This window comes from Streptomyces sp. NRRL B-1140 (assembly GCF_001280065.1).
Classification (GTDB): Bacteria; Actinomycetota; Actinomycetes; order Streptomycetales; family Streptomycetaceae; genus Streptomyces.
In genome coordinates this window covers 541,673-563,631 of the sequence record NZ_LGEA01000091.1, presented here as the reverse complement: position 1 = coordinate 563,631, position 21,959 = coordinate 541,673, and the positions used below count along the sequence as shown (strand labels likewise).

Genomic DNA, 21,959 nt, shown 5'->3' with positions numbered 1-21,959 from the left:
GACTTGGGGCAGGGCGGGGCGTGGTGCCGACTCGTCGGCGGCGGGGGCGTGTTCGGGGGTGGGGCCGGGGCCGGCCGTGGGGACCGGACCCGGCTGCTTCCCGGCGCCGCCGTCCGCCTGCGGGCCGGTGGGGGCCGGTCGCACGGGTCCCCGCTCGGCTTCGGCGGCGGGCCGGGTCTGCCCTGTCTCCCCTTCCGGATCCTCCGTCTCCAGCAAGCGCACCGCGTGCCGCCCCAGTTGGGCCACCAGCGCGCTCGGCAGCCAGGGGTCGAGGGCGCGGCCGTCGGAGACGGTGTCGTCCGCGCCCGTGCGCTGCAGGACGCGGTCGAGGGAGGGCCGGGCGGCGGGGTCCTTGCGCAGGCAGTCCCGGACGAGGTCGGCGATGCCCTCGGGGACGCCCTCCAGGTCCGGTTCCTCCTGGGCGATGCGGAACATCAGGGCGTGCACGCCGCTGTTGGCGCTGCCGAACGGCAGGACGCCGGTGGCGGCGTAGGCGAGGACCGAGCCGAGGCAGAAGACGTCGCACGCCGGGGTGATGCGGTCGCCCCGCACCTGCTCGGGCGCCATGAAGCCGGGCGATCCGACGAGCGCGCCGGTCCGCGTGAGCCCGCCGTCCGTCACGGTCTGAAGGGCGCGGGCGATGCCGAAGTCGATGACGCGCGGGCCGTCGATGGTGACCAGCACGTTGGACGGCTTGAGGTCGCGGTGGACGATGCCGGCCGCGTGGATGTCCTTGAGCGCGTGCGCGAGCCCGGCCGCGAGGATGCGGACCGTCCGCTCGGGCAGGGCACCGTGGTCGTGCCCGACGACCTGCTGCAGGCTCGGCCCGGCGACGTACCCGGTGGCCACCCACGGCACGGCCGCCTCGGTGTCGGCGTCCAGCACCGGCGCCGTCCAGTACCCGCCGACCCGCCGCGCGGCCCGCACCTCCTGCCGGAACCGCTCCCGGAACTCCTCCTGCGCGGCGAGCTCCTCACGGACCAGCTTCACGGCGACCGTACGGCCCCGCTCCGAGCGGGCCAGGTACACGTGCCCCATGCCCCCCGCACCGAGCCGCGCCAGCAACCGGTACGAACCGATCTGCTGCGGATCCCCGGGCCCCAGCTTCTCCATCGCTCAGCCGCCTTCCCCCCACACGCGAGCAACAGACCGAGAATAGTGCGGGGCCGGGGCGGGGCGACCTGGACAATCCCTACGGTTCCGTAACAGGCGGGCCCACCTGGTCGAGCACCCTGGACAGCCGTTCCAGTACCCGGACCGCCTCCGCCAGCTCCTCCTGACCGAACGCCTCGGCCAGCCGGTCGGCGAACGCCGCGTGCCCGGGGTCGATCCGGGCGATGGCCGCACGCCCCTCCTCCGTGGGCGCGAGGAGCTTGGCGCGGCGGTGCGCCGGGTTCGGCCGGTACTCGGCGAGCCCCTTGCCGACGAGCAGGTCGGCGATGCGCTGGACGCTCTGCCGTGTGATGCCCATGGCGCGGGCGATGCCGGAGACGGGCAGCGGTTCGCCGAGGACCGCGCCGAGCACCTGCCACCAGGCGGCGGTCAGCCCGGAGGGCCGGGCCAGTTCCTCCGCGACGGCGAGGAACTGGCCGTTGAGCCGGAACACCCCGAGGGCGCTGCTGCTGAGCAGCTCCTGCCGCTCCCGGCTCACAGCGCGCCGGCCTTCTCCAGCACCCCGTACGCCGCCGCGTCGGAGTCGTGGAACAGCCGGTACCAGGCGTCCAGCACCTCCCCCTCGTGGACCCCGAGCAGCCGGAGGACCTCCCGGGCGAAGGCGACGGGCTCGGTCGGGCCGGCGGTGACCAGGTTGCCGTCGGTGACGGCGTCGGTCTCCACGTAGCGCCCGCCGCCCGCGTAGCCGGTCGCGGCCAGGTAGAAGGAGATCGCACTCGTGTGATCGCGGTCGTCCAGCAGGCCCTCGCGGGCGAGCCCGGCGGTGGCGCCGCAGATCGCGGCGACCGGGACGCCCGCGTCGAGGAAGGCCCGGGCGGTGCGGGCGAAGGGGGCGAGGTCGTCCGTGGTGTCCCAGAGGTCGGCGCCCGGGAGGATCAGCAGCGCGCTGTCCTCGGGGCGCAGGTCCGCCAGGGCCAGGTCGGGCTGGACACGCAGTCCGCCGGTGCTTCGCACGGGGGCCGTGGACGGGCCGACGGTGCGGATCTCGTGGCCGGCGCGGGCGAGGTGGGCGGTGGCGTGGCCGGTCTCCCAGTCGGCGAGGGTGTCGTACACGGCGAGATGGACGGGCTTGCTGCTCATGGCTCCTCCTCGACTTCCCTGTATGACAACATACTGTCGAATAGGCAGCATGTTGTCAATAGGTTGCACCGCACCGCACCTTCCCGTCGACAACCTGTCGCGGAAACCCCCGGACCTCACACACCACGCCGATTTCCCGCCCCCGCCCGCCATGCCTACGCTCGCCCGCATGACCCCTCAGCCGAACCCCGAAGCCGGCGCCGCCGTCAAGGCCGCCGACCGTGACCACGTGTTCCACTCCTGGTCCGCTCAGGAGCTCATCGATCCGCTCGCCGTCGCCGGTGCCGAGGGGTCGTACTTCTGGGACTACGACGGCCGCCGCTACCTCGACTTCTCCAGCGGGCTCGTCTACACCAACGTCGGCTACCAGCACCCGAAGATCGTCGCCGCGATCCAGGAGCAGGCGGCGAGGATGACGACCTTCGCGCCCGCCTTCGCCATCGAGGCGCGCTCGGAGGCGGCCCGGCTGATCGCCGAACGGACCCCGGGCGACCTGGACAAGATCTTCTTCACCAACGGCGGTGCCGACGCCGTCGAGCACGCGATCCGGATGGCCCGGCTGCACACCGGCCGTCCGAAGGTGCTCTCGGCGTACCGCTCGTACCACGGCGGCACCCAGCAGGCCGTGAACATCACCGGCGACCCGCGCCGCTGGGCCTCCGACAGCGGCACGGCCGGGGTCGTGCACTTCTGGGCGCCCTACCTCTACCGCTCCCGCTTCTACGCGGAGACCGAGGAGCAGGAGTGCGCCCGGGCGCTGGAGCACCTGGAGACGACGATCCGCTTCGAGGGCCCCTCGACCATCGCGGCGATCATCCTGGAGACGATCCCGGGCACGGCCGGGATCATGGTCCCGCCGCCCGGCTATCTCGCGGGCGTGCGCGAGCTGTGCGACCAGTACGGAATCGTCTTCGTCCTGGACGAGGTCATGGCCGGCTTCGGCCGCACCGGCGAGTGGTTCGCGGCGGACCTGTTCGGCGTCACGCCCGACCTGCTGACCTTCGCCAAGGGCGTGAACAGCGGCTATGTCCCGCTGGGCGGTGTCGCGATCTCCGGCGCGATAGCCGAGACGTTCGGCAAGCGGCCCTACCCCGGCGGCCTGACGTACTCCGGGCACCCGCTGGCGTGCGCGGCGGCGGTGGCGACGATCGACGTCATGGCGCAGGAGGGCGTCGTCGAGAACGCGGCCCGGCTCGGCGCCGACGTCGTCGGACCGGAGCTGCGGGCGCTCGCCGAGCGGCACCCGAGCGTCGGCGAGGTGCGCGGCACCGGCATGTTCTGGGCGCTGGAGCTGGTGCGCGACCGCGAGACGCGTGAGCCCCTGGTGCCGTACAACGCGGCCGGTGAGGCCAACGCCCCGATGGCCGCCTTCGCCGCCGCCGCGAAGAAGGGCGGACTGTGGCCCTTCGTGAACATGAACCGGACGCACGTCGTGCCGCCCTGCAACATCAGCGAGGCCGAGCTCAAGGAAGGCCTGGCGGTGCTGGACGCGGCGCTTTCGGTGGCGGACGAGCACACGCGGTAGACACCGGACACTTACGGTAAACACCTGTAAACCCGTCAGTAACCGACCTCCTCGCGCCTTATTCGAACGCGTAAGGTGGCGTGCTCGTAGACATCCATGTACGCGCACGCCACCCGAACGCGACGAGGGAGACGCCCGACCATGCCCGCCAGCTCCGGCAACGGCGCCGTGACGCGCAGCACCCTGCGGCAGCAGATCGCCGACGCGCTTCGTGACGAGGTGCTGGCCGGGCGGCTCCAGCCGGGGCAGGAGTTCACGGTCAAGGAGATCGCCGAGCAGTACGGGGTCTCGGCGACGCCGGTGCGCGAGGCGCTCGTCGACCTCTCCGCGCAGGGGCTCCTCGACGCCGACCAGCATCGCGGCTTCCGGGTCCACGAGTACTCGGTCGACGACTTCCGCGGCATGATCGAGGCGCGCGGTCTCGTCATCGAGGGCATGTTCCTCGCGCTGACCGACGGGCACCCGGGTGCGGTGCGGCCGGACGATCCCCGGTACGCCGCCGTCGTCGCCGGTGTCCGCAGGCGCGGCGAGGAGGCCCAGCGGGCCGCCGCGGCCGGTGACCTCACCGTCCTCATCGGCTACGACCTGCGCTTCTGGCGTGAGCTCGGCGCGTGCTTCGGCAACCCCTACCTCGCCGACTTCCTGAACCGGCTGCGCGTGCAGACCTGGGTCTGCGCGGTCCAGCACCTGCGCCGGCTCACCGATCTGCGCGGCGAGCTGTGGGCCGGTCACACCCGGCTGGTCGACGCCCTGATCGACCGCGACAACGACGCCGCCCGGGCGATCATCGCCGCGTACAACACGCACTCCCTCAGCCTGATCGAGCGGCTCGCCACCGGATGACCCGCGTCGCGGCTGTCCGTATGGGTATGGGACATGCACGGCGGGCGCCGTGACAGCGGCGCACCGCTACCCTTCTTGACCACCGTGCTACCCGAAGACCGCGCTGAGCGAGGAGCCCTCTTTGGCCTGTGACCTGTGGCTGGTACCGCTCGTCGACGTGTTGTGCCACACGCCGGACAATCCCTTCGCCGAGGAACTCGCGCAATACAACAAGGTGCTCGCCGAGGCCGGTCTGCCGCCGGTGCCGGTGTACCAGTACATGCCGGGGCTGTCCGGGGATGTCGCCCCGGTCGCGGGCTTCGACTACGACGCGCTGCACTTCCTGCGCCGCGCCTATCTGCTCCAGGTCTGCGGCCTGCCGGTGACGCCCGTGGACGAGCTGGGCGGCGACTACGAGCAGCTGCTGGAGATGTTCGAGTCGACGGCCCAGCAGTCGCACCTGGTCTGGCACTACGACCACGCGGGCGCCTACGTCCCCGTCGACTTCCCCGGGCCGCTCGCCGACGACGATCTCCTCGCCGGCGGCGGTCCGCTGGGCTCCTCGCACGCCCTGCTGCGGGAACTGGAGGTGGTCGCCCCGGCCATCGGGATCGACCCGGCGAACCCCCCGGCGGCCCCCCAGCCCCCGCCCGCCCCGACGGAACTGGAGGAACCCGCCGTTCCCGCCCCGTACGATCCGAGCCCGTTCGCCCGTGAGCGGCACGTCTGGCTCGGACTGCACGCGGCCGTGACCCGCAGCCTGGCCCAGGGGTCGATGATCGTCTTCAGCTGAGGGCGCGGTTCACCGTCCGAGCTGGGACAGGCCCTTCTGCACGTCCTCCATGTTCATCACGGGCGTGTAGGAGATCTCCGCGCCCAGCTGGAGGAAGTAGGGCTCGCTGATGACCGGCATCTGCCAGCTGTCCTGCATGTCGAAGACCACGTAGGCGGTGCGCTTGCCGTGGTCGGAGGTGAAATAGGCCGCTTCGGGCTTGATCTGTTCCATCGACTCCTGGATCAGCTTCCCCAGGGTGCCGTTGCGGATGGCCTCGTTGGCCTTCTCCGTGTCCATGGACGCCTTGAGCAGTACGCGCATCGCACTCACCTTCTCCTGGCCGACGCGCATGGGGGTACGGCTTCAGCGTATGCCCGTTCCCGGCAACCTTCCCGGCGGAAGAAAAGCGGGCCGCCCCCCGTGTGCACGAGGGGCGGCCGGCTCAGGTCGGGGCGGCTCAGAGGAACGAGTTGATCTCGATCGTCTCGTCCCGGCCCGGGCCCACGCCGATCGCGGAGATCGGGGCGCCGGACATCTCCTCCAGCGCCTTCACGTACGCCTGGGCGTTCTTCGGCAGGTCCGAGAACGACTTGGCCTTGGAGATGTCCTCGCTCCAGCCCGGCAGCATCTCGTAGACCGGCTTCGCGTGGTGGAAGTCGGTCTGCGAGTAGGGCAGCTCCTCGACGCGCTTGCCGTCGATCTCGTAGGCGACGCAGACCGGGATCTGCTCCCAGCCCGTGAGGACGTCGAGCTTGGTGAGGAAGAAGTCGGTCAGGCCGTTCACGCGGGTCGCGTAGCGGGCGATGACCGCGTCGAACCAGCCGCAACGGCGGTCACGGCCGGTGGTGACACCGCGCTCCCCACCGATCCGGCGCAGCGCCTCGCCGTCCTCGTCGAACAGCTCCGTCGGGAACGGGCCGGCGCCGACGCGGGTCGTGTACGCCTTGAGGATGCCGATGACCCGGCTGATCTTCGTCGGGCCCACGCCGGCGCCGGTGCAGGCGCCGCCCGCGGTCGGGTTCGACGAGGTGACGAAGGGGTACGTGCCGTGGTCGATGTCGAGCAGCGTGCCCTGGCCGCCCTCGAACAGGACGACCTTGTCGTCCTCCAGCGCCTGGTTGAGCACCAGGACGGTGTCGGAGACGTACGGCGCGAGCTTGTCGGCGTAGCCCAGCAGCTCCTCGACGACCTGGTCCACGGCGATCGCGCGGCGGTTGTAGAGCTTGGTGAGGACCTGGTTCTTGACGTCGAGGGCCGCCTCGACCTTCTGCGTGAGGATCGACTCGTCGTACAGGTCCTGCACGCGGATGCCGACACGGTTGATCTTGTCGGCGTAGGTCGGGCCGATGCCGCGCCCCGTGGTGCCGATCTTCCGCTTGCCGAGGAAGCGCTCGGTCACCTTGTCCACCGTCACGTTGTACGGCGTGATGATGTGCGCGTTTCCGCTGAGGAGGAGCTTGGACGTGTCGACGCCACGCTCGTTCAGACCGCTCAGCTCGGAGAGCAGGACCGACGGGTCGACGACGACGCCGTTACCGATGACCGGCGTGCAGCCGGGAGACAGGATTCCGGAAGGGAGGAGGTGCAGTGCGTACTTCTGGTCACCGACGACCACCGTGTGGCCGGCGTTGTTGCCGCCCTGGTAGCGCACCACATAGTCCACGGACCCACCGAGAAGGTCGGTGGCCTTTCCCTTGCCTTCGTCACCCCACTGAGCACCGAGCAGCACAAGTGCGGGCACGCGCGTACACCCCTTCCGGGCGGGGCATGTCCATGGTCGAGGGCGAACGCGGAGAATATGCAGCCGCGTGCACCGCGACCGCCGTTGGCCGCCAACCGTCGGACCGGATGCCCCGGAATAGACGAAGCCCCTGGCGCAATAGCGCAAGGGGCTCTTGCACAAAGATGCTACCCGAGGAAGCGAGGCATGGCCGAGGTGGCGACTTCCGCGACGTCCGAGCAGCTGCTGGTGGTGGTCGACCCGGTCGCCCGTAGGTCGGACGGCGAGTCCGTTCGGATCGCGAAAGACGTGCTCGGCGCGGGTGCGGGCATCAAGCTGTGCCTGCCGGACGGGCCGGACGAATTCGCCCGGGCGCTGGCCCGGCGGGGCTCGCGGCGGCCGGTGGTGGTGGGCGACGACCGGACCCTGATCCGCGCGGTGGCGCTGCTGCACCGCCACCGGGAGCTGGCCGGATGCCCGCTGTCGGTGGTGCCGGTCGGGGGCGCGCATTCCCTGGCCCGGTCGCTGGGGATACCCACGGGGACGGTGGCCGCTGCGCGTGCGGTGCTCGACGGGGTCGAGCGGCGCATGGACCTGATGGTCGACGACAGCGACGGGGTGGTGCTCGGCGCGCTGCGCATACCGCCGCTGCGGCCGGACGGAGTGACCGCCGAGGCCGCGCCGGATCCGGACGACGTCCCGGGCCGCCCCTGGCTGCGGACCTGCCAGTCCTTGGTCCGGACCCTGGTTCCGGCGGGCCGCCCGTCCCGGCTCGCCGCCCTGCCCGAGCCGGGGCCGTCCCGGCTGCGGGTCGAGGTGGACGGGGAGACCCTCGTCGATCTGGACCAGCCGGTGGAGGCGGTCTCCGTCGCACCGGCCGCGGCGGGGGTCGCGTCGGTGGAGGTCAGACCGGTGTCGGTGGGCGCGGAGGCCTCACCGCTGCTGGCACAGGGCCGGACGGTGACGGTGTCCGGGGCGCACTTCCGCTACCGGGCGGACACGGTGGTGTCGGGTCCGGTGCGGACCCGGACGTGGGTGGTGCGGGAGGGCGCGTGGGGGCTGACGGTGCCGGCGGTGTCGTGAATCAGTCACCGGGGGGCAGGAATCCGGCGGTGTCGAGGGTGCAGCCGAACGGCTCCGGGATGTCGAGCTTCTCACCGAAGGGCTTGGAGAGGCGCAGCTCGTACCCCTTCCCCGACGGGGACCCGTAGACGACCGCCTGCCGCTCCTGCATGTCGAGGATCAGGTAGACGGGGACACCGGCCTTGGCGTAGACGCCGACCTTGTCGGTCAGGTCCTCGGAACGGGTCGAGGGGGAAGTCAGCTCGGCGACGAGGGACAGGGCTTCGCCGTCGAGGTGGGTGCTCGTGGTCTCGAAGACACGCTCATGCGCCGCGTGGATGTCCGGCCCGAAGGCCCGCTCGTGCTCCGGGAAGACGTAGAGGAACGGCGAACGCTCGATCACATGCTCTTCGGGGAGATGCGGCTCCAGTTGGCTGCACACCAGCCGCATGACGCGGCGGTAGTACCCCTTCGACCACGGCGACACGACGATGCTCCCCCTGACGATCTCGGCCTTGTAGCCGTTGGGCACGTTCAGCTCGTCGAGGAGGCCCAGGAGCTCCTCGAAGTCACCTCGGGGCTCGGTGCCGCTGATCAACGGTCGCTCTGCCATGAGTGTCATGATGCGCCCTCCCTATGGGATGCGAGCCATCCGCCACCCGGTGTAGTCAGTTGATAACGCGCTGATGGTCCTGTCCGAGCCGCCGCTGGGCCGGCGGGGCTGCGGCGGCGGGACATGACGACGTGACCGGTGCGGGTCGGGGCAGGGGTCATGCCACCTCCACGGTCAGCGCCTCCAGCCCCCTGATCACGAAGTTCGGCTTGCGCGCCGGCTCCGCCGCGAGCCGCAGGGTCGGTGCCCTCTCCAGCAGCGCCCCCATCGACGCCGCCAGCTCGATCCGGGCCAGTGGTGCGCCGATGCAGTAGTGGATGCCGGCGCTGAAGGAGATGTGGGGGTTGTCGGTGCGGGTCAGGTCGAGGGCGGACGGGTTCCGGAAGACGGCGGGGTCGTGATTCGCGGAGCCGAACAGCATCGCGATCTCCGCGCCCCGGGGGATCGTCGTGCCGTCGATCTCGATCTCGTCCAGGACCCAGCGTTCGAAGAGCTGCAGCGGGGTGTCGTAGCGCATCAGCTCCTCGATCGCGGACGGGATCAGCGTGTGGTCCGCGCGCAGCAGCTCCAGCTGCGCCTCGTTGCGGAACAGCGCGTACCAGCCGTTGACCGTGGCGTTCACCGTGGCCTCGTGACCGGCGTTGAGCAGCAGGACGCAGGTGGAGATCATCTCCTGCTCGGTGAGGCGGTCGCCCTCGTCGTGGGCCTCGATGAGACCGGAGACGAGGTCGTCGCCGGGCTCCTTGCGGCGCGCCGCGATCAGCTCGCGCAGATAGTCGGTGAACTCGACCGACGCGCGGACCGCCCTGGCCGCGGTGTCCTCGGACGGGTTCAGCTCGTACATCCCGCAGATGTCCGCCGACCAGGGGCGCAGCGGGGCCCGGTCGGACTCCGGGATGCCGAGCATCTCGGCGATCACCGCGACCGGGAGGGGCTCGGCGACGTCCTTCAGCAGGTCGCCGCCGCCCGCCGCGACCAGATCGGACACCAGGTCGTCGGCCAGGGCGCGCACGTACGGCTTCAGCCGCTCCACCGTGCGTGGGGTGAACGCCTTCGACACCAGGCGGCGGATCCGCGTGTGGTCCGGCGGCTCCAGGTCGAGCATCCCGTGATCGTTCAGCGTGTGGAACGGCTCGTGCTCCGGCGGGGGCGCGGTGCGGCCGAACTCCTCGTGCGTGAACCGGTGCTGGTACGTGCGCCCGAGCCGCCGGTCGCGCAGCAGGGCCGAGACGTCCGCGTGGTGCGCGACGAGCCACTGGTTCGTGGGCTCGAAGTACCGCACGCGGCCCTGGGCCCGCAGGTCGGCGTAGGCGGGGTACGGGTCGGCGAGGAACGCCGGGTCCCACGGGTCGAACCCGAGGTCGGAAGCAGCTGCCATGAACGGACGCTAGCCCGGCACCCCCCACTCTGACCAGGGGCGGCGCCCCCTGTCACCCCGGCGTCACCAGCCGTGCCTCGTAGGCGAACACCGCCGCCTGCGTGCGGTCCCTGAGGCCGAGCTTCACCAGGATCCGGCTGACATGTGTCTTGATCGTCGACTCGGCGACCACCAGCCGCTGCGCGATCTCCGAGTTCGACAGGCCCTGCGCGATGAGCACCAGCACCTCCGTCTCCCGGTCGGTGAGATCCCCGTAGGCCGCCTGCGCGGAGGGCATCAGGGCCGGCTTCTCGGAGAGCTTGGAGAACTCGGTGATCAGCCGCCTGGTCACCGACGGCGCCAGCAGCGCCTCCCCCGAGGCCACCACACGCACCCCGTCGGCGAGCTGGCGGGCCGAGGCGTCCTTGAGGAGGAAGCCGGAGGCTCCCGCGCGCAGCGCCTGGTACACGTACTCGTCGAGGTCGAAGGTGGTGAGCACCAGCACCTTGGCCGCGCCGTCGGTGGCGACGATCTCGCGGGTCGCCTCGATGCCGTTCAGCTCGGGCATGCGGATGTCCATCAGCACCACGTCCGGGGCGAGCTCGCGGACCTTGGCCACGGCTTCCCGGCCGTTCACCGCCTCACCGACGACCTCGATGTCCGGCATCGCGTTCAGCAGGACCGAGAATCCCTCACGCACCATCATCTGGTCGTCCGCGATCAGCACCCGGATGGTCATGAGCCGCCCTCGTCCGGCAGGGCGACCGGCAGGAACACCGCCACCTCGTAGCCTCCGTCGTCGCTGCGGCCCGCCGTCATCTCCCCGTCCAGCATCGACACCCGCTCCCGCATGCCGGTGATGCCGTGCCCCGCGCCGGGCGAGGGCTTGATCAGGCTCGGGTTCGGCGGCGGGCCGTTGACGATGCGCAGCCCCAGGCCGCCGAGCACGTACCCGAGCTCCACCCGGGCGGTCGCGCCCGGCGCGTGCCGCAGGGTGTTGCTCAGCGCCTCCTGCACGATCCGGTACGCCGACAGCTCCACGCCCTGCGGCAGCTCGCGCACCGCGCCGGTCACCACCTTGTCGACGGCCAGCCCGGCCTCCCGCACATTGGCCAGCAGCCGCTCCAGGTCGGCGAGCGTCGGCTGCGGGGCGTCCGGGGCCTCGTAGTCCTCGGCGCGGACGACACCCAGCACGCGGCGCAGTTCGGTCAGCGCCGCCACCGCGTTCTCCCGGATCGTGACGAACGCCTTCTCCAGCTCCGGTGGCGGGTTGTCCACCCGGTAGGGCGCGGCCTCCGCCTGGATGGCGACCACCGACATGTGGTGCGCGACCACGTCGTGCAGCTCGCGGGCGATGGTCGTGCGCTCCTCCAGCAGGGTGCGGCGGGAGCGCTCGTGGGCGGTGACCGTCTGCTGGGCGGTGACTTCCTGCTCGGCGTGGCGGCGGATGTGCCAGACGGTGACGCTGAGCAGGATCAGCGCCGAGAGGATCAGCATGGCGGCCGAATTGCTGCCGTACATGGAGGTCGGGCCGATGCCGCTGTCCGCGAGGATGGCGTACAGCGCCGTCAGCACCCACATCCACCCGGCCGTGCGGGGCCTGGTGCGTATCGCCACCACCGTCAGCACGGTCAGATGGCTGAGGAAGCTGCCGGCCGCCCACGGCCATTCGAACCAGCGGCTGCCGAGCAGGGCGACGACCGGGGTGGACACCATGGACGCCCAGAACGCCCCCACCGGCCGCACCATGGTCAGCAGCACGGGAACCGCGCAGAACAGCCCCATCAGCGCCCCGGGTCCGCTGGTGTCGACGGTGGCGAGAGCCGCGGAGATCAGGGCCGCCGTGACGATCAGGGCGTGCGGCGTCCAGGCCACGTACTCCCGCAGCCGCCCCGGCAGCCGCCGGGCGAACCGCCCGTCCGTGCACCGGCCCGGCAGCGGCCGGTAGGCGAAGGCGTCGTGCATGAGGTCCTGCCGCAGTCCGCGCAGGGAGTCCACCGCCACCCGGTACTCCGGGCTGCGCGGTGTGGCCCCGTCCCCCGGTGGCGTGGTCTGTAGGTGAGTCGTCTCGGTCACGTACAGAACGGTAAGCGCGTCCAGGGCCCCGGTCGTCCCCAGTGAGAGGGGTTCCGCCGGGTCCCTCTCAGGTACTACGGAGCCCAGCGGGGGGGCACCCCTCAGTAGCCCGCCGGCCGCACCAGCCCCGACTCGTAGGCGAACACCGCCGCCTGGGTCCGGTCCCTGAGGCCCAGCTTCACCAGGATCCTGCCGACGTGGGTCTTCACCGTCTGCTCGGCCACGAACAGGTGCTGGGCGATCTCCGCGTTCGACAGGCCCTGGGCGATCAGCGAGAGGACCTCCGTCTCCCGCTCGGTCAGATCGCCGACGCGGTCCCTCAGCGGGGCGCGGGGCCTGCCGTCGAGCCGGGAGAACTCGGCGATCAGCTTGCGGGTGATGACCGGGGCGAGCAGCGCCTCCCCGGCCGCCACCACCCGGACCGCCTCGGCGAGCTGCTCGGACGAGGCGTCCTTCAGCAGGAACCCGGAGGCTCCCGCGCGCAGCGCGTCGTACACGTACTCGTCCAGGTCGAAGGTGGTCAGGACCAGCACCCTGATGTCCGGGTGGGCGGCGGTGATGCGCTGGGTGGCCTCGATGCCGCCGATGCCGGGCATGCGGATGTCCATCAGGACGACGTCGGGGGCGAACTCCGCGGCCAGGGCGACGCCGCCCTCACCGTTCTTCGCGTCGCCGACGACCTCTATGTCGGGCTGGACGCCGAGCAGCACGGTGAAGCCCTGCCGGACCATCGCCTGGTCGTCGACGATCAGAACCCGGATGGGTTCGCCGGTACCGCTCGTCATGAGGTCCTTCTCCGGGGTGCGGTGGGTGGGTGGGTGCCCGGGGTGTCGGCGGGCGGGGTGTCCGGGAGGAAGGCGGTGACCTTGAAGCCGTCCCAGTGCCACGGGTGGGCCGTCATCGTGCCGCCGAGCATCGCGACCCGCTCCCGCATGCCGAGCAGTCCGTGTCCCGCGCCGGTCGACGGCGGGGGCGGTCCTGTGGGGCGGCCGTTGACGATCTCCACCTCCAGGCCGTCCGGCTCATAGGCGAGACGGACCGTGATCCTCGCGCCGGGCGCGTGCCGCAGGGCGTTGCTCAGCGCCTCCTGCACGATCCTGTACGCCGACAGCTCCACGCCGGGCGGCAGTGGGCGCCGCTCGCCCGTGATGTCGGTGACGACCTCACGGCCGACCGCCCGGGTGTTCTCCACCAGCGCGTCGAGCCGGTCGAGCGTGGGCTGCGGGGCGTGCGGTGTGCTCTCGTCACCCGCGTCGGCGAACGGCTCCCCCGGCCCGGGGTGCTCCGAGCGCAGCACGCCCAGCACGCGGCGCAGTTCGGTCAGGGCCTCCAGAGCGTTCTGCCGGATGCCCGCCAGGTTCTCCCTGAGCTCGTCGGGCGGGTTCTCCACGAGATGCGGGGCGACCTGCGCCTGGATGGAGATGACCGACATGTGGTGAGCGACCACGTCGTGCAGCTCCCGCGCGATGCGGCTGCGCTCCTCCAGCAGGGTGCGCCGGGTGCGTTCCTCGGCGGTGAGGGTGGTCTGCTCGACCAGTTGCGCGCGGGCCTCGCGGCGGCCGCGCAGGGCGGTGCCGAGGACCACGACGACGGCGGACAGGGAGACGGCGATCGTGCCCGTGGCGTCGTAATCCACCCCCCTTACAAGGCCATCGAGGACGTACGTGACCAGCGCGGTGACGACCAGTGCCGCTATCGCCGCCCGGGTGGGCACCCGCAGGGCGAGCAGCAGCAGCACGAGCAGCAGACCGATGATCCCGGCCGCGGTCCACGGCCATGTGTAGGTCTCCAGGTCGAAACCCAGCTGCCCGCGCAGCGTGACGGCGCCCACGAGGAAGGCGCCCAACGCCACCCACCACGCCAGAACGGGCCGCCAGAGCCCCAGCACCACGGCGCCGCCCTGCGCGACCGCGATCAGGAGGGCCAGACCGGCGGCCAGATGGCCGTTGTCGTTCATGTCGCCCGTGCCGCCGAGGGTGATCCCGAACGCGGCCATGCACAGCACGCCGTGCGGCAGCCAGCGCAGCCAAGTGGACGGCGGCAGTGGATCGACCCGGAGGGTCCACAGGTCCTGGCGCAGCATCCGCAGCCAGCCGCCGACGCGTGCCCGCAGCACGCGGCCCACCCCCGTGTCCGTCACACGGCCCAGCCTAGACATGACGCGCCTCCGTCGCCGCGCCCCGGTCGGACGGACGGTGCGCCCGCACCACCCGCGACCTGCGGCCCCGGCCGCCGCCGTCTCGCTCGAAGGAGCGGAAGGCGGCCCAGCAGACTGCGAGGGCCAGCGCGAACACGGGCAGCCAGAGCAGCCGGGCCCCGACCCAGCCGAGGTCGTCGGGCCGCGTGTGCAGCCCGGGGAGCCGGCCGACGAGGAGGCCGCTGGCCGTGGTCGCCATCAGGGCCGTCTGGTGCCAGAGGAAGACGGTCATCGCGGAGAGGTTGACGAGCGCCACCGCCGCCCACGCCACGGGCCGGCGCATCGCCCGCCGCAGCCGCTCGCGCAGCAGCAGGGCGCCGCCGCACTGGGCCAGGCCGAACGTGACGACGGCCAGGGTCGGCGGGTACAGGTTGGACATGGCCTCGCCCGGGACGCCGACCATGGCCGCCGGATAGCCCGCCCACGCTACGAGCGCCGCGGTCGCCGCCGCCCCGGCACCCAGCAGGACCCAGCCCGCACGCCTGCGCTCCAGTTCGCCGCGGGTCCAGGCCGCGCCCAGCGTGTAGGGCACCATCCAGGCGGCCGCCACGTTCACCCAGCCCAGCCAGGCGGGGCCGCCGAGGCCGAAGCGCAGCAGGTCCACGTGCAGGACGACGGCCAGCGGCCACAGCGGGTTGAGCCGGGTGAGCAGCGGGGTCGCCGCCGTCAGGGCCGCGAACACCACGAGGAACCACAGAGGGGACAGGGCCAGTTTCACCAGCGTGCGGACCGTGCCGTACTCGGTGCCCGACAGCAGCAGCGAGACGGCGGCGACCGTCCACAGACCGACGACGGCGGCGACCGGCTTGAACAGCCGGGCCAGCCGGGCCGTCAGCCACCGGCGGTACGGCACTCCACGGGCCTGGGCCGAGGCGTGGCTGCGGGTGGCGACATGGCCGCCGACCAGGAAGAACACGGCGAGCGTCTGGAACGTCCAGGAGACGGGTGCCAGCCACGGCATGTGCTGCAGCGGGCTCGCCGTGCGCAGGGTACGGCCGTCGGACACCAGGGCCGTGACGAGCCAGTGCCCGAGGACGACACCGAGGACGGCGGCGGCCCGCAGGGCGTCCACGGCCCGGTCGCGGCCGGGCGGGGTGGCCGCGCCGATGCGGTCGGCGCCCCGGCGCACTCCCTGCCGGGCGGCGCGTACGCCGATGTCAGTCATGGGTCACCGCCTTGGTCTCGCCCAGGACGATCCGGGCCAGGTTGGTCAGGGAGGTCGAGCCGGGCTCGAAGTACGTGCTGTGGCCGGCGTCGCCCGCCGCGAACACCCGGGCGCCGAAGGCGGGGGTGACGGGGTCGGTGCCGAAGCCGACGCTGGTGCCGAACAGGTCCACGCTGAGGTGCGGTACGTGCTCCACCCAGTCGTCACCACCCCGGGCCGCCCAGACACGGGCCCGGGTGTGCAGGCCGGCGGTGGTGTCCGCGCCGGTGCCCGGGCTGCCGACGAGCGCGATGTCGTCGACGGCGAGCCCGGCGGCGGAACGGCCGCAGACGACCGAGCCGTACGAGTGGCACAGCAGCGAGATGCGGGGTCCGGGGCCCGCTATGGCCCGCAGGTCGGCGACCAGCGTCCGCAGACGGGGGGCCGCCTGCTCCGCCCTGCCGGTCGTGGTGACCGTGGTGCTGACCGTGCCCGGCGTCGCGTAGCCCAGCCAGGCCACGACCGCGGTGCGGGTGCCCGCCGGGGCCTGCCGGGTGAGCTGCCGGTGCAGGGCGGCGGCCGCCGCGTGGAACCGGCCGTAGGTGTCGAGGCTCGTGTCGGAGCCGGGGACCAGGACGGCGATGCGGTCGGCCCGGGCGAGGTCGCCGAGGACCTCCGTCACCCGGCCGGAGCCGCGGCCGTCGAACCGCAGGAGGTGCCGGGTCGGTGCGGCCAGACGACGGTCCGTCGCGGCGCGGTCCCGGTCGTGGTGGGCGGCGGCCGTACGGGCCGCCTCGGCGGCGTTGGCCCGGTTGGCCGCGTACGCCTCGTCGAGCGTCGACGCGGTGAGGGGGGCGAGGTTGGCGGGGGCCGGTGCGGGGGTCTGCGGTCGTACGGCCCCGGACAGCGGGACGACCACCGCACCGGTGATGAGGGCCGCGAGCGCGGCGCGGCGCCATCGGCCGGCGCGGCGCCTGCCGCCGTCGCCGGCACGGCGGTACTGCGGTGCGGACCCCATGGTCGTCCCCCTCCAGCGCACCCGGCCATCGGGTCTGCGTGGAAGGGAAGTTACGGAGCGCGGCACCTCGTCCGCGTCACACCGGGGAACTCACCTGCGGCGTAGCTCTCAGGTACTACGGGTTTGACTTCTCCCCCTCCTGAAGGAGGGGGGTTCTCACGGCTTGCGCTGTGAGGGTTTCTGCTTCGTCGCCGACTGCCCGCCCGGAGTGCTCCGTTGAGGTCTTACACCGGCTCCACAGACTGTCACCGCCAGCCCGGCGGCCAGAAGGTTCTTCGCCGCGTTCACGTCCCGGTCGTGGGTCGTGCCACAGCTGCCGCACGTCCAGGTACGGACGTGCAGCGGCATCTTGTCCTGCAAGGCACCGCAGCCGGAGCACAGCCTGGACGAGGGGAAGAAGCGGTCCACCGCGATCACTTCCCGCCCGTACCAGGCAGCCTTGTACTCCAGAAGGCTCCGGAACTGCGCCCAGGCGGCATCCGAGATGGCACGGGCCAGGCTCCGGTTCCTGACCATGGTGCGCACGGTCAGGTCCTCGATCACGAGCGTTTGGTTTTCACGCACGAGCCGGGTGGTCAGTTTGTGCAGGTGGTCACGGCGCCGGTCGGCAATCCTCGCGTGGACCCTCGCGACCTTCCTGCGCGCCTTGGCCCGGTTGTTCGACCCCTTGGCCTTGCGCGACAGTTCCCGCTGAGCCTTGGCCAAGCGGGCGCGGTCGCGGCGCTCGTGCCGGGGGTTTGTGATCTTCTCGCCGGTGGAGAGGGTCAGCAGGTGGTCCAGGCCGACATCCACGCCGATCGCCGTATCGGCGGCCGGGAGCGGCTTGACGCCAGGGTCGTCACACAGCATGGAGACGAACCAGCGTCCAGCCGCGTCCTGGGAGACGGTCACCGTGGACGGCGTCGCCCCCGGCGGGAGCGGGCGCGACCACACGATGTCCAGTGGTTCCGTCATCTTCGCCAGGGTCAGCTTCCCCTCGCGGAAGCGGAATCCGGACGTGGTGTACTCGGCGGACCTGCGCGACTTCTTCCGCGACTTGAAACGCGGGTACTTCGCCCGCTTGCCGAAGAAGTTCGTGAACGCTGTCTGCAGGTGCCGCAGGCACTGCTGCAACGGCACCGACGACACGTCGTTGAGGTAGGCCAGTTCCTCGGTCTTCTTCCACTCCGTGAGCATGGCCGAGGTCTGGTTGTAGTTCACCCGCTCCTGACGCGCCCACGCCTCGGTGCGGGCCGCGAGCGCCAGGTTGTAGACCTTGCGCACACATCCGAACGTGCGCGACAGCTCAGCTGCCTGCGCATCGGTCGGGTAGAAGCGGTACTTCAATGCCCGCTTCACGCACGTCGTGGCCACGCTCAACAACTAGCGTTCCCACAGGTGAAGATCAAACCTGCGGATCAGAGCACTGCGATCCGCCTTGACGGCGAATCACAGCTCCCCGCCCTGCTCCGCCGGAGTCCGATTCCTCCCCCGCCTGAAGGCGGGGGTCTTCTCGGAGGCAACTGATGACCGGGGCCCTCTTGAGGGGCAGACCTTGAGGGTCAGCTCTCAAGGGTCGGATTCCAAGGGGCAGACCCCTGAGGCGGCCGCCCCTCACCAGGCCAGCTGCGCGATCTCCTCCACCGCCACCGCGCACGCGTCGGCCGCCGGGTCGATGAGCGGGAAGTGCCCCACGCCCTCCAGCAGCGTCACCCCCACCATCTCCCCGGCCTTCGCCGCCGCCTCCGCGTACGACTCGGCGACCGGCTGCGGCACGTCGAGGTCCGCGCGGCCCTGCACGAGGGTGGTGGCGATGCCCGTGGGCAGCAGCAGCGCCGGGTCCGCGTACGGCTGGCGCTCGGCGAAGTGCTCGTCCCCGCCGAGGAGTTGACGCGCGGCGCCCCCGCACACGTCCAGCTTGTCGGCGATCGCCAGGTCCGCGATCGGGGCGAGGGCGACGACGCCGCGCAGGGTCACCGGACTGCCGCTGCGCCAGGGCGAGTCGGCCGGCAGGACGTGCCGGGCGGCACCCCACAGCGCGAGGTGCCCGCCCGCCGAGTGGCCGGTGAGCACCGTACGGCGCGGGTCGGCCTGCGGCAGCGACTCCCGTACCAGCGCGGGCAGGGTGTCCAGCGCCGCCGCGACGTCGTCGAAGGTGTCGGGCCACCGGCCCGCGACGGAGTCGCCGTCCCCGCCGCGCCGGTACTCGACGCTCGCCACGGCGAACCCGCGGCGGGCGAGGAAGTCCGCGAACGGGCTGATGTGACGCCGGTCGTACGGCGCCCGCCAGGCACCGCCGTGCAGCACGACGACAACCGGGGCCGGCCCGGGTCCGCCCGCCCGGCGCGGTGCGAAGAAGTCGATCACCTGGTCCGGGTGGTCGCCATAGGCCGCGGTGGCGTCGGGGCCGACGGGCGCGTGGGAGAAGGCCGACTCCTCCTCGGCAGCGGCCCGTGCTGCTGCGGCGTCGTCCGTCATGCTCCAACCCTCCAGCGATGAACCGTACGCGGCGCCCCAGTTGAGGGGTTCAGCCGTTGGCCGGGACGGTACCAGGCGCGTGACGTGCGCGGACATGCAGATGTCACGCTCGGTGAAGAGCGGGCGGAGACCGCGGGGCCGGGACACCACCGGAGTGCCCCGGCCCCCGCCACCGCTCAGGCCAGCGTCCGCGCCAGCACCCGCGCCGCCCGCTCCACGTCGGCGAACCCGACGTACAGCGGCGTGAAGCCGAAGCGCAGCACGTCCGGCGCCCGGAAGTCGCCGACCACACCCCGCTCGATCAGCCGTTTCATCACGTCACCGGCGTCGTCGCAGCGCAGGGCGATCTGGCTGCCCCGCTCCTCGTGCGCCCTCGGCGTCACACACGCGACCCTGCCCTCGGGCACGTACGCCGTCACGCACTCCAGGAAGAAGTCCGTCAGCGCCAGGGACTTGGCCCGCACCGCCTCGACCGACACCCCGTCCCAGACCTCCAGGGCCGCCTCCAGGGCGAGCATGGAGAGGATGTCGGGCGTGCCGACCCGGCCGCGCAGGGCACCGGGGGCCGCCTCGTACTCGCTCCGCATCCCGAACGGCTCGGCGTGCGAGTTCCAGCCGGGCAGCGGCGAGTCGAATCGGTCCTGCAGCTCCCGCCGCACGTACAGGTACGCCGGTGAACCGGGCCCGCCGTTCAGGTACTTGTAGGTGCAGCCGACCGCGAGGTCCACGCCGTGCTCGTCGAGCCCGACCGGCAGCGCGCCCGCGCTGTGGCAGAGGTCCCAGACGGCGACCGCCCCGGCCTCGTGCGCGGCGGCCGTCAGTCCGGGCAGGTCGTGCAGCCTGCCCGTGCGGTAGTCGACGTGGTTGAGCAGGACGGCGGCGGTGCGCTCGCCCAGCGCCCCCGGCACGTCCGCGGGCGCCACGGGCCGCAGGGTGCAGCCGGTCATGCGGGCGGCGGACTCGGCGATGTACCCGTCGGTGGGGAAGGTCGTCGCGTCGACGAGGAGCTCGTCACGGCCCTCCCCGGCCATCCGCACCGCGCCGACGAGTGCCTTGAAGACGTTGACACTCGTGGAGTCGCCCACGACGATCTGCCCGGGCGCCGCCCCGACCAGCGGGGCGATCCGGTCACCGATCCGTTCGGGCGCCGTCCACCAGCCGCTCTCCTCCCAGGACCGAATGCGCAGCTCGCCCCACTGACGGCGTACGACGTCCTCGACCCGGCCGGGGAGCACGGCCGGGAGCGCGCCGAGGGAGTTGCCGTCGAGGTAGACCACGTCATCGAGGACGAACTCGGCGCGCTTGGCCGCCAGTTCATCGACGGCGTCCAGCTTCTCCGCAACGATCGCCAGGTCAGACATAGGAGCGCGCCGTCCACAGCTCGGGGAACACGTTCTTCTGCGCGCGCTTCTCCAGCCAGGCCACCCCGGCGGAGCCGCCCGTGCCGGTCTTGGCGCCCATCGCGCGACGTGTGGCGACCAGATGGTCGTTGCGCCAGCGCCACACCAGCTCGGCGACGTCGCTCAGCGCCTCGCCCAGCCGGGCGACCTCGTCACTCTCGTCGCCCGAGTAGACGGCCGTCCAGGCCGCCTCCACCTCCGGCGACGGCTCGTAGCGCTTCGACACGTCGCGCCGCAGCACCGCCTCGGGGATGTCGTGCCCGCGCCGCGCCAGCAGCCGTACGACCTCGTCGTACAGACTCGGTTCGTGCAGCGCCTTCTCCAGCTCGGCGTGCACACGCGGTGCGCCCCGGTGCGGGACGAGCATGGACGCGGACTTGTCGCCGAGCAGGAACTCCATGCGCCGGTACATCGCCGACTGGAAGCCGGAGCCCTCGCCGAGTGCGCTGCGGTACGAGTTGAACTGGGCGGGCGTCAGCTGGGCCAGCGGCTTCCAGGAGTGGTTGAGCGCCTCCAGCTCGCGCACGGACCGCTTGAGCGCGGCGATGGCGGTGGGGACGTCGTCGCTCCTGAGCGCCCCCGCCGCCGTCTCCCACTCGTGGACGATGACGGTGAACCACAGCTCCATCACCTGGGTCGTCACCAGGAAGACCATCTCTCCGGGATCGTCGGAGAGGGTGTGCTGGAGGTGGGTGAGTACGTCGGCCTTGACGTAGTCCTCGTACGGCGTCGTGCCGTGGAAGTCGAGATGCGGGGTCTCGGGCTCGTGAGCCTCGTGGGACATCGCTGTCTCCTGCGTATTACTCCGGGTAGCGGTCCGCCCCTGCCGAATCCGACACGGGGGCCCCGGTCCCCAGGGGGCATCTTGCGCAATCGTCCTGCGAAACGCAATCGTCCCCCGAAACCGCAAGGCCCGCCTTTCGCGGACGGGCCTCGCGTGCACGGACCGTGTGTCAGCCCAGGACCTGCGCCGCCGTCGGCGAGGAGTCCTTCAGGAACTGGGAGCAGCGCTCGTACTCCTCCTGCTCGCCGATCGCCTGCGCGGCGCGGGCGAGGGCGTGCAGGGCACGCAGGAAGCCGCGGTTCGGCTCGTGCTCCCATGGCACCGGGCCGTGGCCCTTCCAGCCGTTGCGGCGCAGCGCGTCCAGACCGCGGTGGTAGCCCGTGCGGGCGTACGCGTAGGACTCCACGGCCGCGCCCCGCTCGAACGCCTCGTCGGCGAGCTGCGCCCAGGCGAGCGAGGAGGTGGGGTGCGCACCGGCGACCTCGACGGACGCGGCACCCGACGCGAGCATTTCCCGCGGCCCGGGGTCGTCGGGGAGATGGGTCGGGGGCGGGCCCCCGAGAAGGTTCTCGTGAATGGACATGAGGTCAAGTCTGCGCCATGCCGCCCGCCGCGGCGCAACGGGCGGGGGGATCGACGGGACGACTCCCGCGACGGCCCGCGCCGACTCCTCCGACCGGACCACCTCGACCGGCCCGGCGGGGCCCGGCCCGGCGACGGCCAGGTCGTGTCCGCAAAGTCCCGCCTGTCCTCCGG

At 72.1% G+C, this 21,959-nt stretch carries 22 protein-coding genes; 4 read left to right on the top strand and 18 right to left on the bottom strand.

The window, feature by feature from the left end:
* The 3 genes from ADK65_RS14430 to ADK65_RS14420 all read right to left on the bottom strand — a co-directional run.
* On the bottom strand, positions 1–1,113 hold a 1,113-nt coding region (locus ADK65_RS14430; protein ID WP_234352878.1), incomplete at its 3' end, for a serine/threonine-protein kinase.
* 79 nt (positions 1,114–1,192) lie between these two features.
* Complete coding sequence (locus ADK65_RS14425; RefSeq protein ID WP_053670477.1) at positions 1,193–1,651, bottom strand: MarR family winged helix-turn-helix transcriptional regulator; 459 nt, start codon at positions 1,649–1,651, stop codon at positions 1,193–1,195.
* Positions 1,648–2,253, bottom strand: coding sequence for a DJ-1/PfpI family protein (locus tag ADK65_RS14420; protein WP_053670476.1), 606 nt, complete (start codon positions 2,251–2,253; stop codon positions 1,648–1,650). Before ADK65_RS14420 ends, ADK65_RS14425 begins: the two co-directional genes overlap by 4 nt.
* Positions 2,254–2,422: 169 nt before the next feature.
* Between ADK65_RS14420 and ADK65_RS14415 the strand changes: the two genes are divergently transcribed.
* The 3 genes from ADK65_RS14415 (at position 2,423) to ADK65_RS14405 (ending at position 5,393) form a co-directional block, all read left to right on the top strand.
* Positions 2,423–3,778, top strand: a complete 1,356-nt coding sequence (locus tag ADK65_RS14415; protein WP_053670519.1) for an aspartate aminotransferase family protein — start codon at positions 2,423–2,425, stop codon at positions 3,776–3,778.
* 141 nt (positions 3,779–3,919) lie between these two features.
* Positions 3,920–4,621, top strand: coding sequence for a GntR family transcriptional regulator (locus ADK65_RS14410; RefSeq protein ID WP_053670475.1), 702 nt, complete (start codon positions 3,920–3,922; stop codon positions 4,619–4,621).
* Between the two features lie 121 nt (positions 4,622–4,742).
* On the top strand, positions 4,743–5,393 hold the full coding sequence (locus tag ADK65_RS14405) for a hypothetical protein (protein WP_053670474.1): 651 nt from the start codon (positions 4,743–4,745) through the stop codon (positions 5,391–5,393).
* Positions 5,394–5,402: 9 nt separating this feature from the next.
* Here the strand turns inward: ADK65_RS14405 and ADK65_RS14400 are convergent, their stop codons facing one another.
* Positions 5,403–5,696: a hypothetical protein gene (locus ADK65_RS14400; RefSeq protein WP_053670518.1), complete on the bottom strand. Its 294-nt coding sequence runs from the start codon at positions 5,694–5,696 to the stop codon at positions 5,403–5,405.
* Between the two features lie 136 nt (positions 5,697–5,832).
* Positions 5,833–7,116 carry an adenylosuccinate synthase gene (locus ADK65_RS14395; RefSeq protein ID WP_053670473.1) on the bottom strand — a complete coding sequence of 428 codons (1,284 nt, stop codon included), beginning with the start codon at positions 7,114–7,116 and terminating at the stop codon, positions 5,833–5,835.
* 186 nt (positions 7,117–7,302) lie between these two features.
* Here ADK65_RS14395 and ADK65_RS14390 point away from each other — a divergent pair, with 186 nt between their 5' ends.
* Positions 7,303–8,178 carry a diacylglycerol kinase family protein gene (locus ADK65_RS14390; protein ID WP_053670472.1) on the top strand — a complete coding sequence of 292 codons (876 nt, stop codon included), beginning with the start codon at positions 7,303–7,305 and terminating at the stop codon, positions 8,176–8,178.
* A 1-nt stretch (position 8,179) separates the two neighbouring features.
* Here ADK65_RS14390 and ADK65_RS14385 read toward each other — a convergent pair whose 3' ends face one another.
* The 13 genes from ADK65_RS14385 to ADK65_RS14325 form a co-directional block, all read right to left on the bottom strand.
* Positions 8,180–8,779: a Uma2 family endonuclease gene (locus ADK65_RS14385; RefSeq protein WP_053670471.1), complete on the bottom strand. Its 600-nt coding sequence runs from the start codon at positions 8,777–8,779 to the stop codon at positions 8,180–8,182.
* 148 nt (positions 8,780–8,927) lie between these two features.
* Positions 8,928–10,148 (bottom strand): cytochrome P450, encoded by a 1,221-nt coding sequence (locus ADK65_RS14380; RefSeq protein ID WP_053670470.1) that lies wholly within the window; start codon positions 10,146–10,148, stop codon positions 8,928–8,930.
* 52 nt (positions 10,149–10,200) lie between these two features.
* Positions 10,201–10,866: a response regulator gene (locus ADK65_RS14375; RefSeq protein WP_053670469.1), complete on the bottom strand. Its 666-nt coding sequence runs from the start codon at positions 10,864–10,866 to the stop codon at positions 10,201–10,203.
* Positions 10,863–12,203 (bottom strand): sensor histidine kinase, encoded by a 1,341-nt coding sequence (locus tag ADK65_RS14370; protein ID WP_234352877.1) that lies wholly within the window; start codon positions 12,201–12,203, stop codon positions 10,863–10,865. Before ADK65_RS14370 ends, ADK65_RS14375 begins: the two co-directional genes overlap by 4 nt.
* A 101-nt stretch (positions 12,204–12,304) precedes the next feature.
* Positions 12,305–12,988: a response regulator gene (locus ADK65_RS14365; RefSeq protein WP_053670467.1), complete on the bottom strand. Its 684-nt coding sequence runs from the start codon at positions 12,986–12,988 to the stop codon at positions 12,305–12,307.
* Positions 12,985–14,361, bottom strand: coding sequence for a sensor histidine kinase (locus ADK65_RS14360; RefSeq protein WP_053670466.1), 1,377 nt, complete (start codon positions 14,359–14,361; stop codon positions 12,985–12,987). The genes ADK65_RS14365 and ADK65_RS14360 overlap by 4 nt, the downstream gene beginning before the upstream one ends.
* Positions 14,354–15,565: an acyltransferase family protein gene (locus ADK65_RS14355; RefSeq protein ID WP_053670465.1), complete on the bottom strand. Its 1,212-nt coding sequence runs from the start codon at positions 15,563–15,565 to the stop codon at positions 14,354–14,356. The genes ADK65_RS14360 and ADK65_RS14355 overlap by 8 nt, the downstream gene beginning before the upstream one ends.
* Entirely contained in the window at positions 15,558–16,562 is a 1,005-nt protein-coding gene (locus tag ADK65_RS14350; protein WP_053670464.1) for an alpha/beta hydrolase, read from the bottom strand. The genes ADK65_RS14355 and ADK65_RS14350 overlap by 8 nt, the downstream gene beginning before the upstream one ends.
* A gap of 156 nt (positions 16,563–16,718) precedes the next feature.
* On the bottom strand, positions 16,719–17,915 hold the full coding sequence (locus ADK65_RS14345; RefSeq protein WP_107092286.1) for an RNA-guided endonuclease InsQ/TnpB family protein: 1,197 nt from the start codon (positions 17,913–17,915) through the stop codon (positions 16,719–16,721).
* Positions 17,916–18,155: 240 nt separating this feature from the next.
* On the bottom strand, positions 18,156–19,019 hold the full coding sequence (locus ADK65_RS14340; protein WP_053670462.1) for an alpha/beta hydrolase: 864 nt from the start codon (positions 19,017–19,019) through the stop codon (positions 18,156–18,158).
* Between the two features lie 176 nt (positions 19,020–19,195).
* Entirely contained in the window at positions 19,196–20,380 is a 1,185-nt protein-coding gene (gene kynU, locus ADK65_RS14335; RefSeq protein WP_053670461.1) for a kynureninase, read from the bottom strand.
* Entirely contained in the window at positions 20,373–21,203 is an 831-nt protein-coding gene (locus ADK65_RS14330; protein ID WP_053670460.1) for a tryptophan 2,3-dioxygenase family protein, read from the bottom strand. Before ADK65_RS14330 ends, kynU begins: the two co-directional genes overlap by 8 nt.
* A gap of 169 nt (positions 21,204–21,372) precedes the next feature.
* On the bottom strand, positions 21,373–21,786 hold the full coding sequence (locus ADK65_RS14325) for a DUF3151 domain-containing protein (protein WP_053670459.1): 414 nt from the start codon (positions 21,784–21,786) through the stop codon (positions 21,373–21,375).
* Between the last annotated feature and the right edge of the window lie 173 nt (positions 21,787–21,959).

Excerpts from the sequence above, each read along its gene's own strand:
- ADK65_RS14420 (WP_053670476.1), bottom strand. The coding sequence starts at position 2,253 with ATGAGCAGCAAGCCCGTCCATCTCGCCGTGTACGACACCCTCGCCGAC.
- ADK65_RS14415 (WP_053670519.1), top strand. The coding sequence starts at position 2,423 with ATGACCCCTCAGCCGAACCCCGAAGCCGGCGCCGCCGTCAAGGCCGCC.
- ADK65_RS14410 (WP_053670475.1), top strand. The coding sequence starts at position 3,920 with ATGCCCGCCAGCTCCGGCAACGGCGCCGTGACGCGCAGCACCCTGCGG.
- ADK65_RS14400 (WP_053670518.1), bottom strand. The coding sequence starts at position 5,696 with ATGCGCGTACTGCTCAAGGCGTCCATGGACACGGAGAAGGCCAACGAG.
- ADK65_RS14390 (WP_053670472.1), top strand. The coding sequence starts at position 7,303 with ATGGCCGAGGTGGCGACTTCCGCGACGTCCGAGCAGCTGCTGGTGGTG.
- ADK65_RS14385 (WP_053670471.1), bottom strand. The coding sequence starts at position 8,779 with ATGACACTCATGGCAGAGCGACCGTTGATCAGCGGCACCGAGCCCCGA.
- ADK65_RS14380 (WP_053670470.1), bottom strand. The coding sequence starts at position 10,148 with ATGGCAGCTGCTTCCGACCTCGGGTTCGACCCGTGGGACCCGGCGTTC.
- ADK65_RS14375 (WP_053670469.1), bottom strand. The coding sequence starts at position 10,866 with ATGACCATCCGGGTGCTGATCGCGGACGACCAGATGATGGTGCGTGAG.
- ADK65_RS14365 (WP_053670467.1), bottom strand. The coding sequence starts at position 12,988 with ATGACGAGCGGTACCGGCGAACCCATCCGGGTTCTGATCGTCGACGAC.
- ADK65_RS14360 (WP_053670466.1), bottom strand. The coding sequence starts at position 14,361 with ATGTCTAGGCTGGGCCGTGTGACGGACACGGGGGTGGGCCGCGTGCTG.
- ADK65_RS14355 (WP_053670465.1), bottom strand. The coding sequence starts at position 15,565 with ATGACTGACATCGGCGTACGCGCCGCCCGGCAGGGAGTGCGCCGGGGC.
- ADK65_RS14350 (WP_053670464.1), bottom strand. The coding sequence starts at position 16,562 with ATGGGGTCCGCACCGCAGTACCGCCGTGCCGGCGACGGCGGCAGGCGC.
- ADK65_RS14340 (WP_053670462.1), bottom strand. The coding sequence starts at position 19,019 with ATGACGGACGACGCCGCAGCAGCACGGGCCGCTGCCGAGGAGGAGTCG.
- kynU (WP_053670461.1), bottom strand. The coding sequence starts at position 20,380 with ATGTCTGACCTGGCGATCGTTGCGGAGAAGCTGGACGCCGTCGATGAA.
- ADK65_RS14330 (WP_053670460.1), bottom strand. The coding sequence starts at position 21,203 with ATGTCCCACGAGGCTCACGAGCCCGAGACCCCGCATCTCGACTTCCAC.
- ADK65_RS14325 (WP_053670459.1), bottom strand. The coding sequence starts at position 21,786 with ATGTCCATTCACGAGAACCTTCTCGGGGGCCCGCCCCCGACCCATCTC.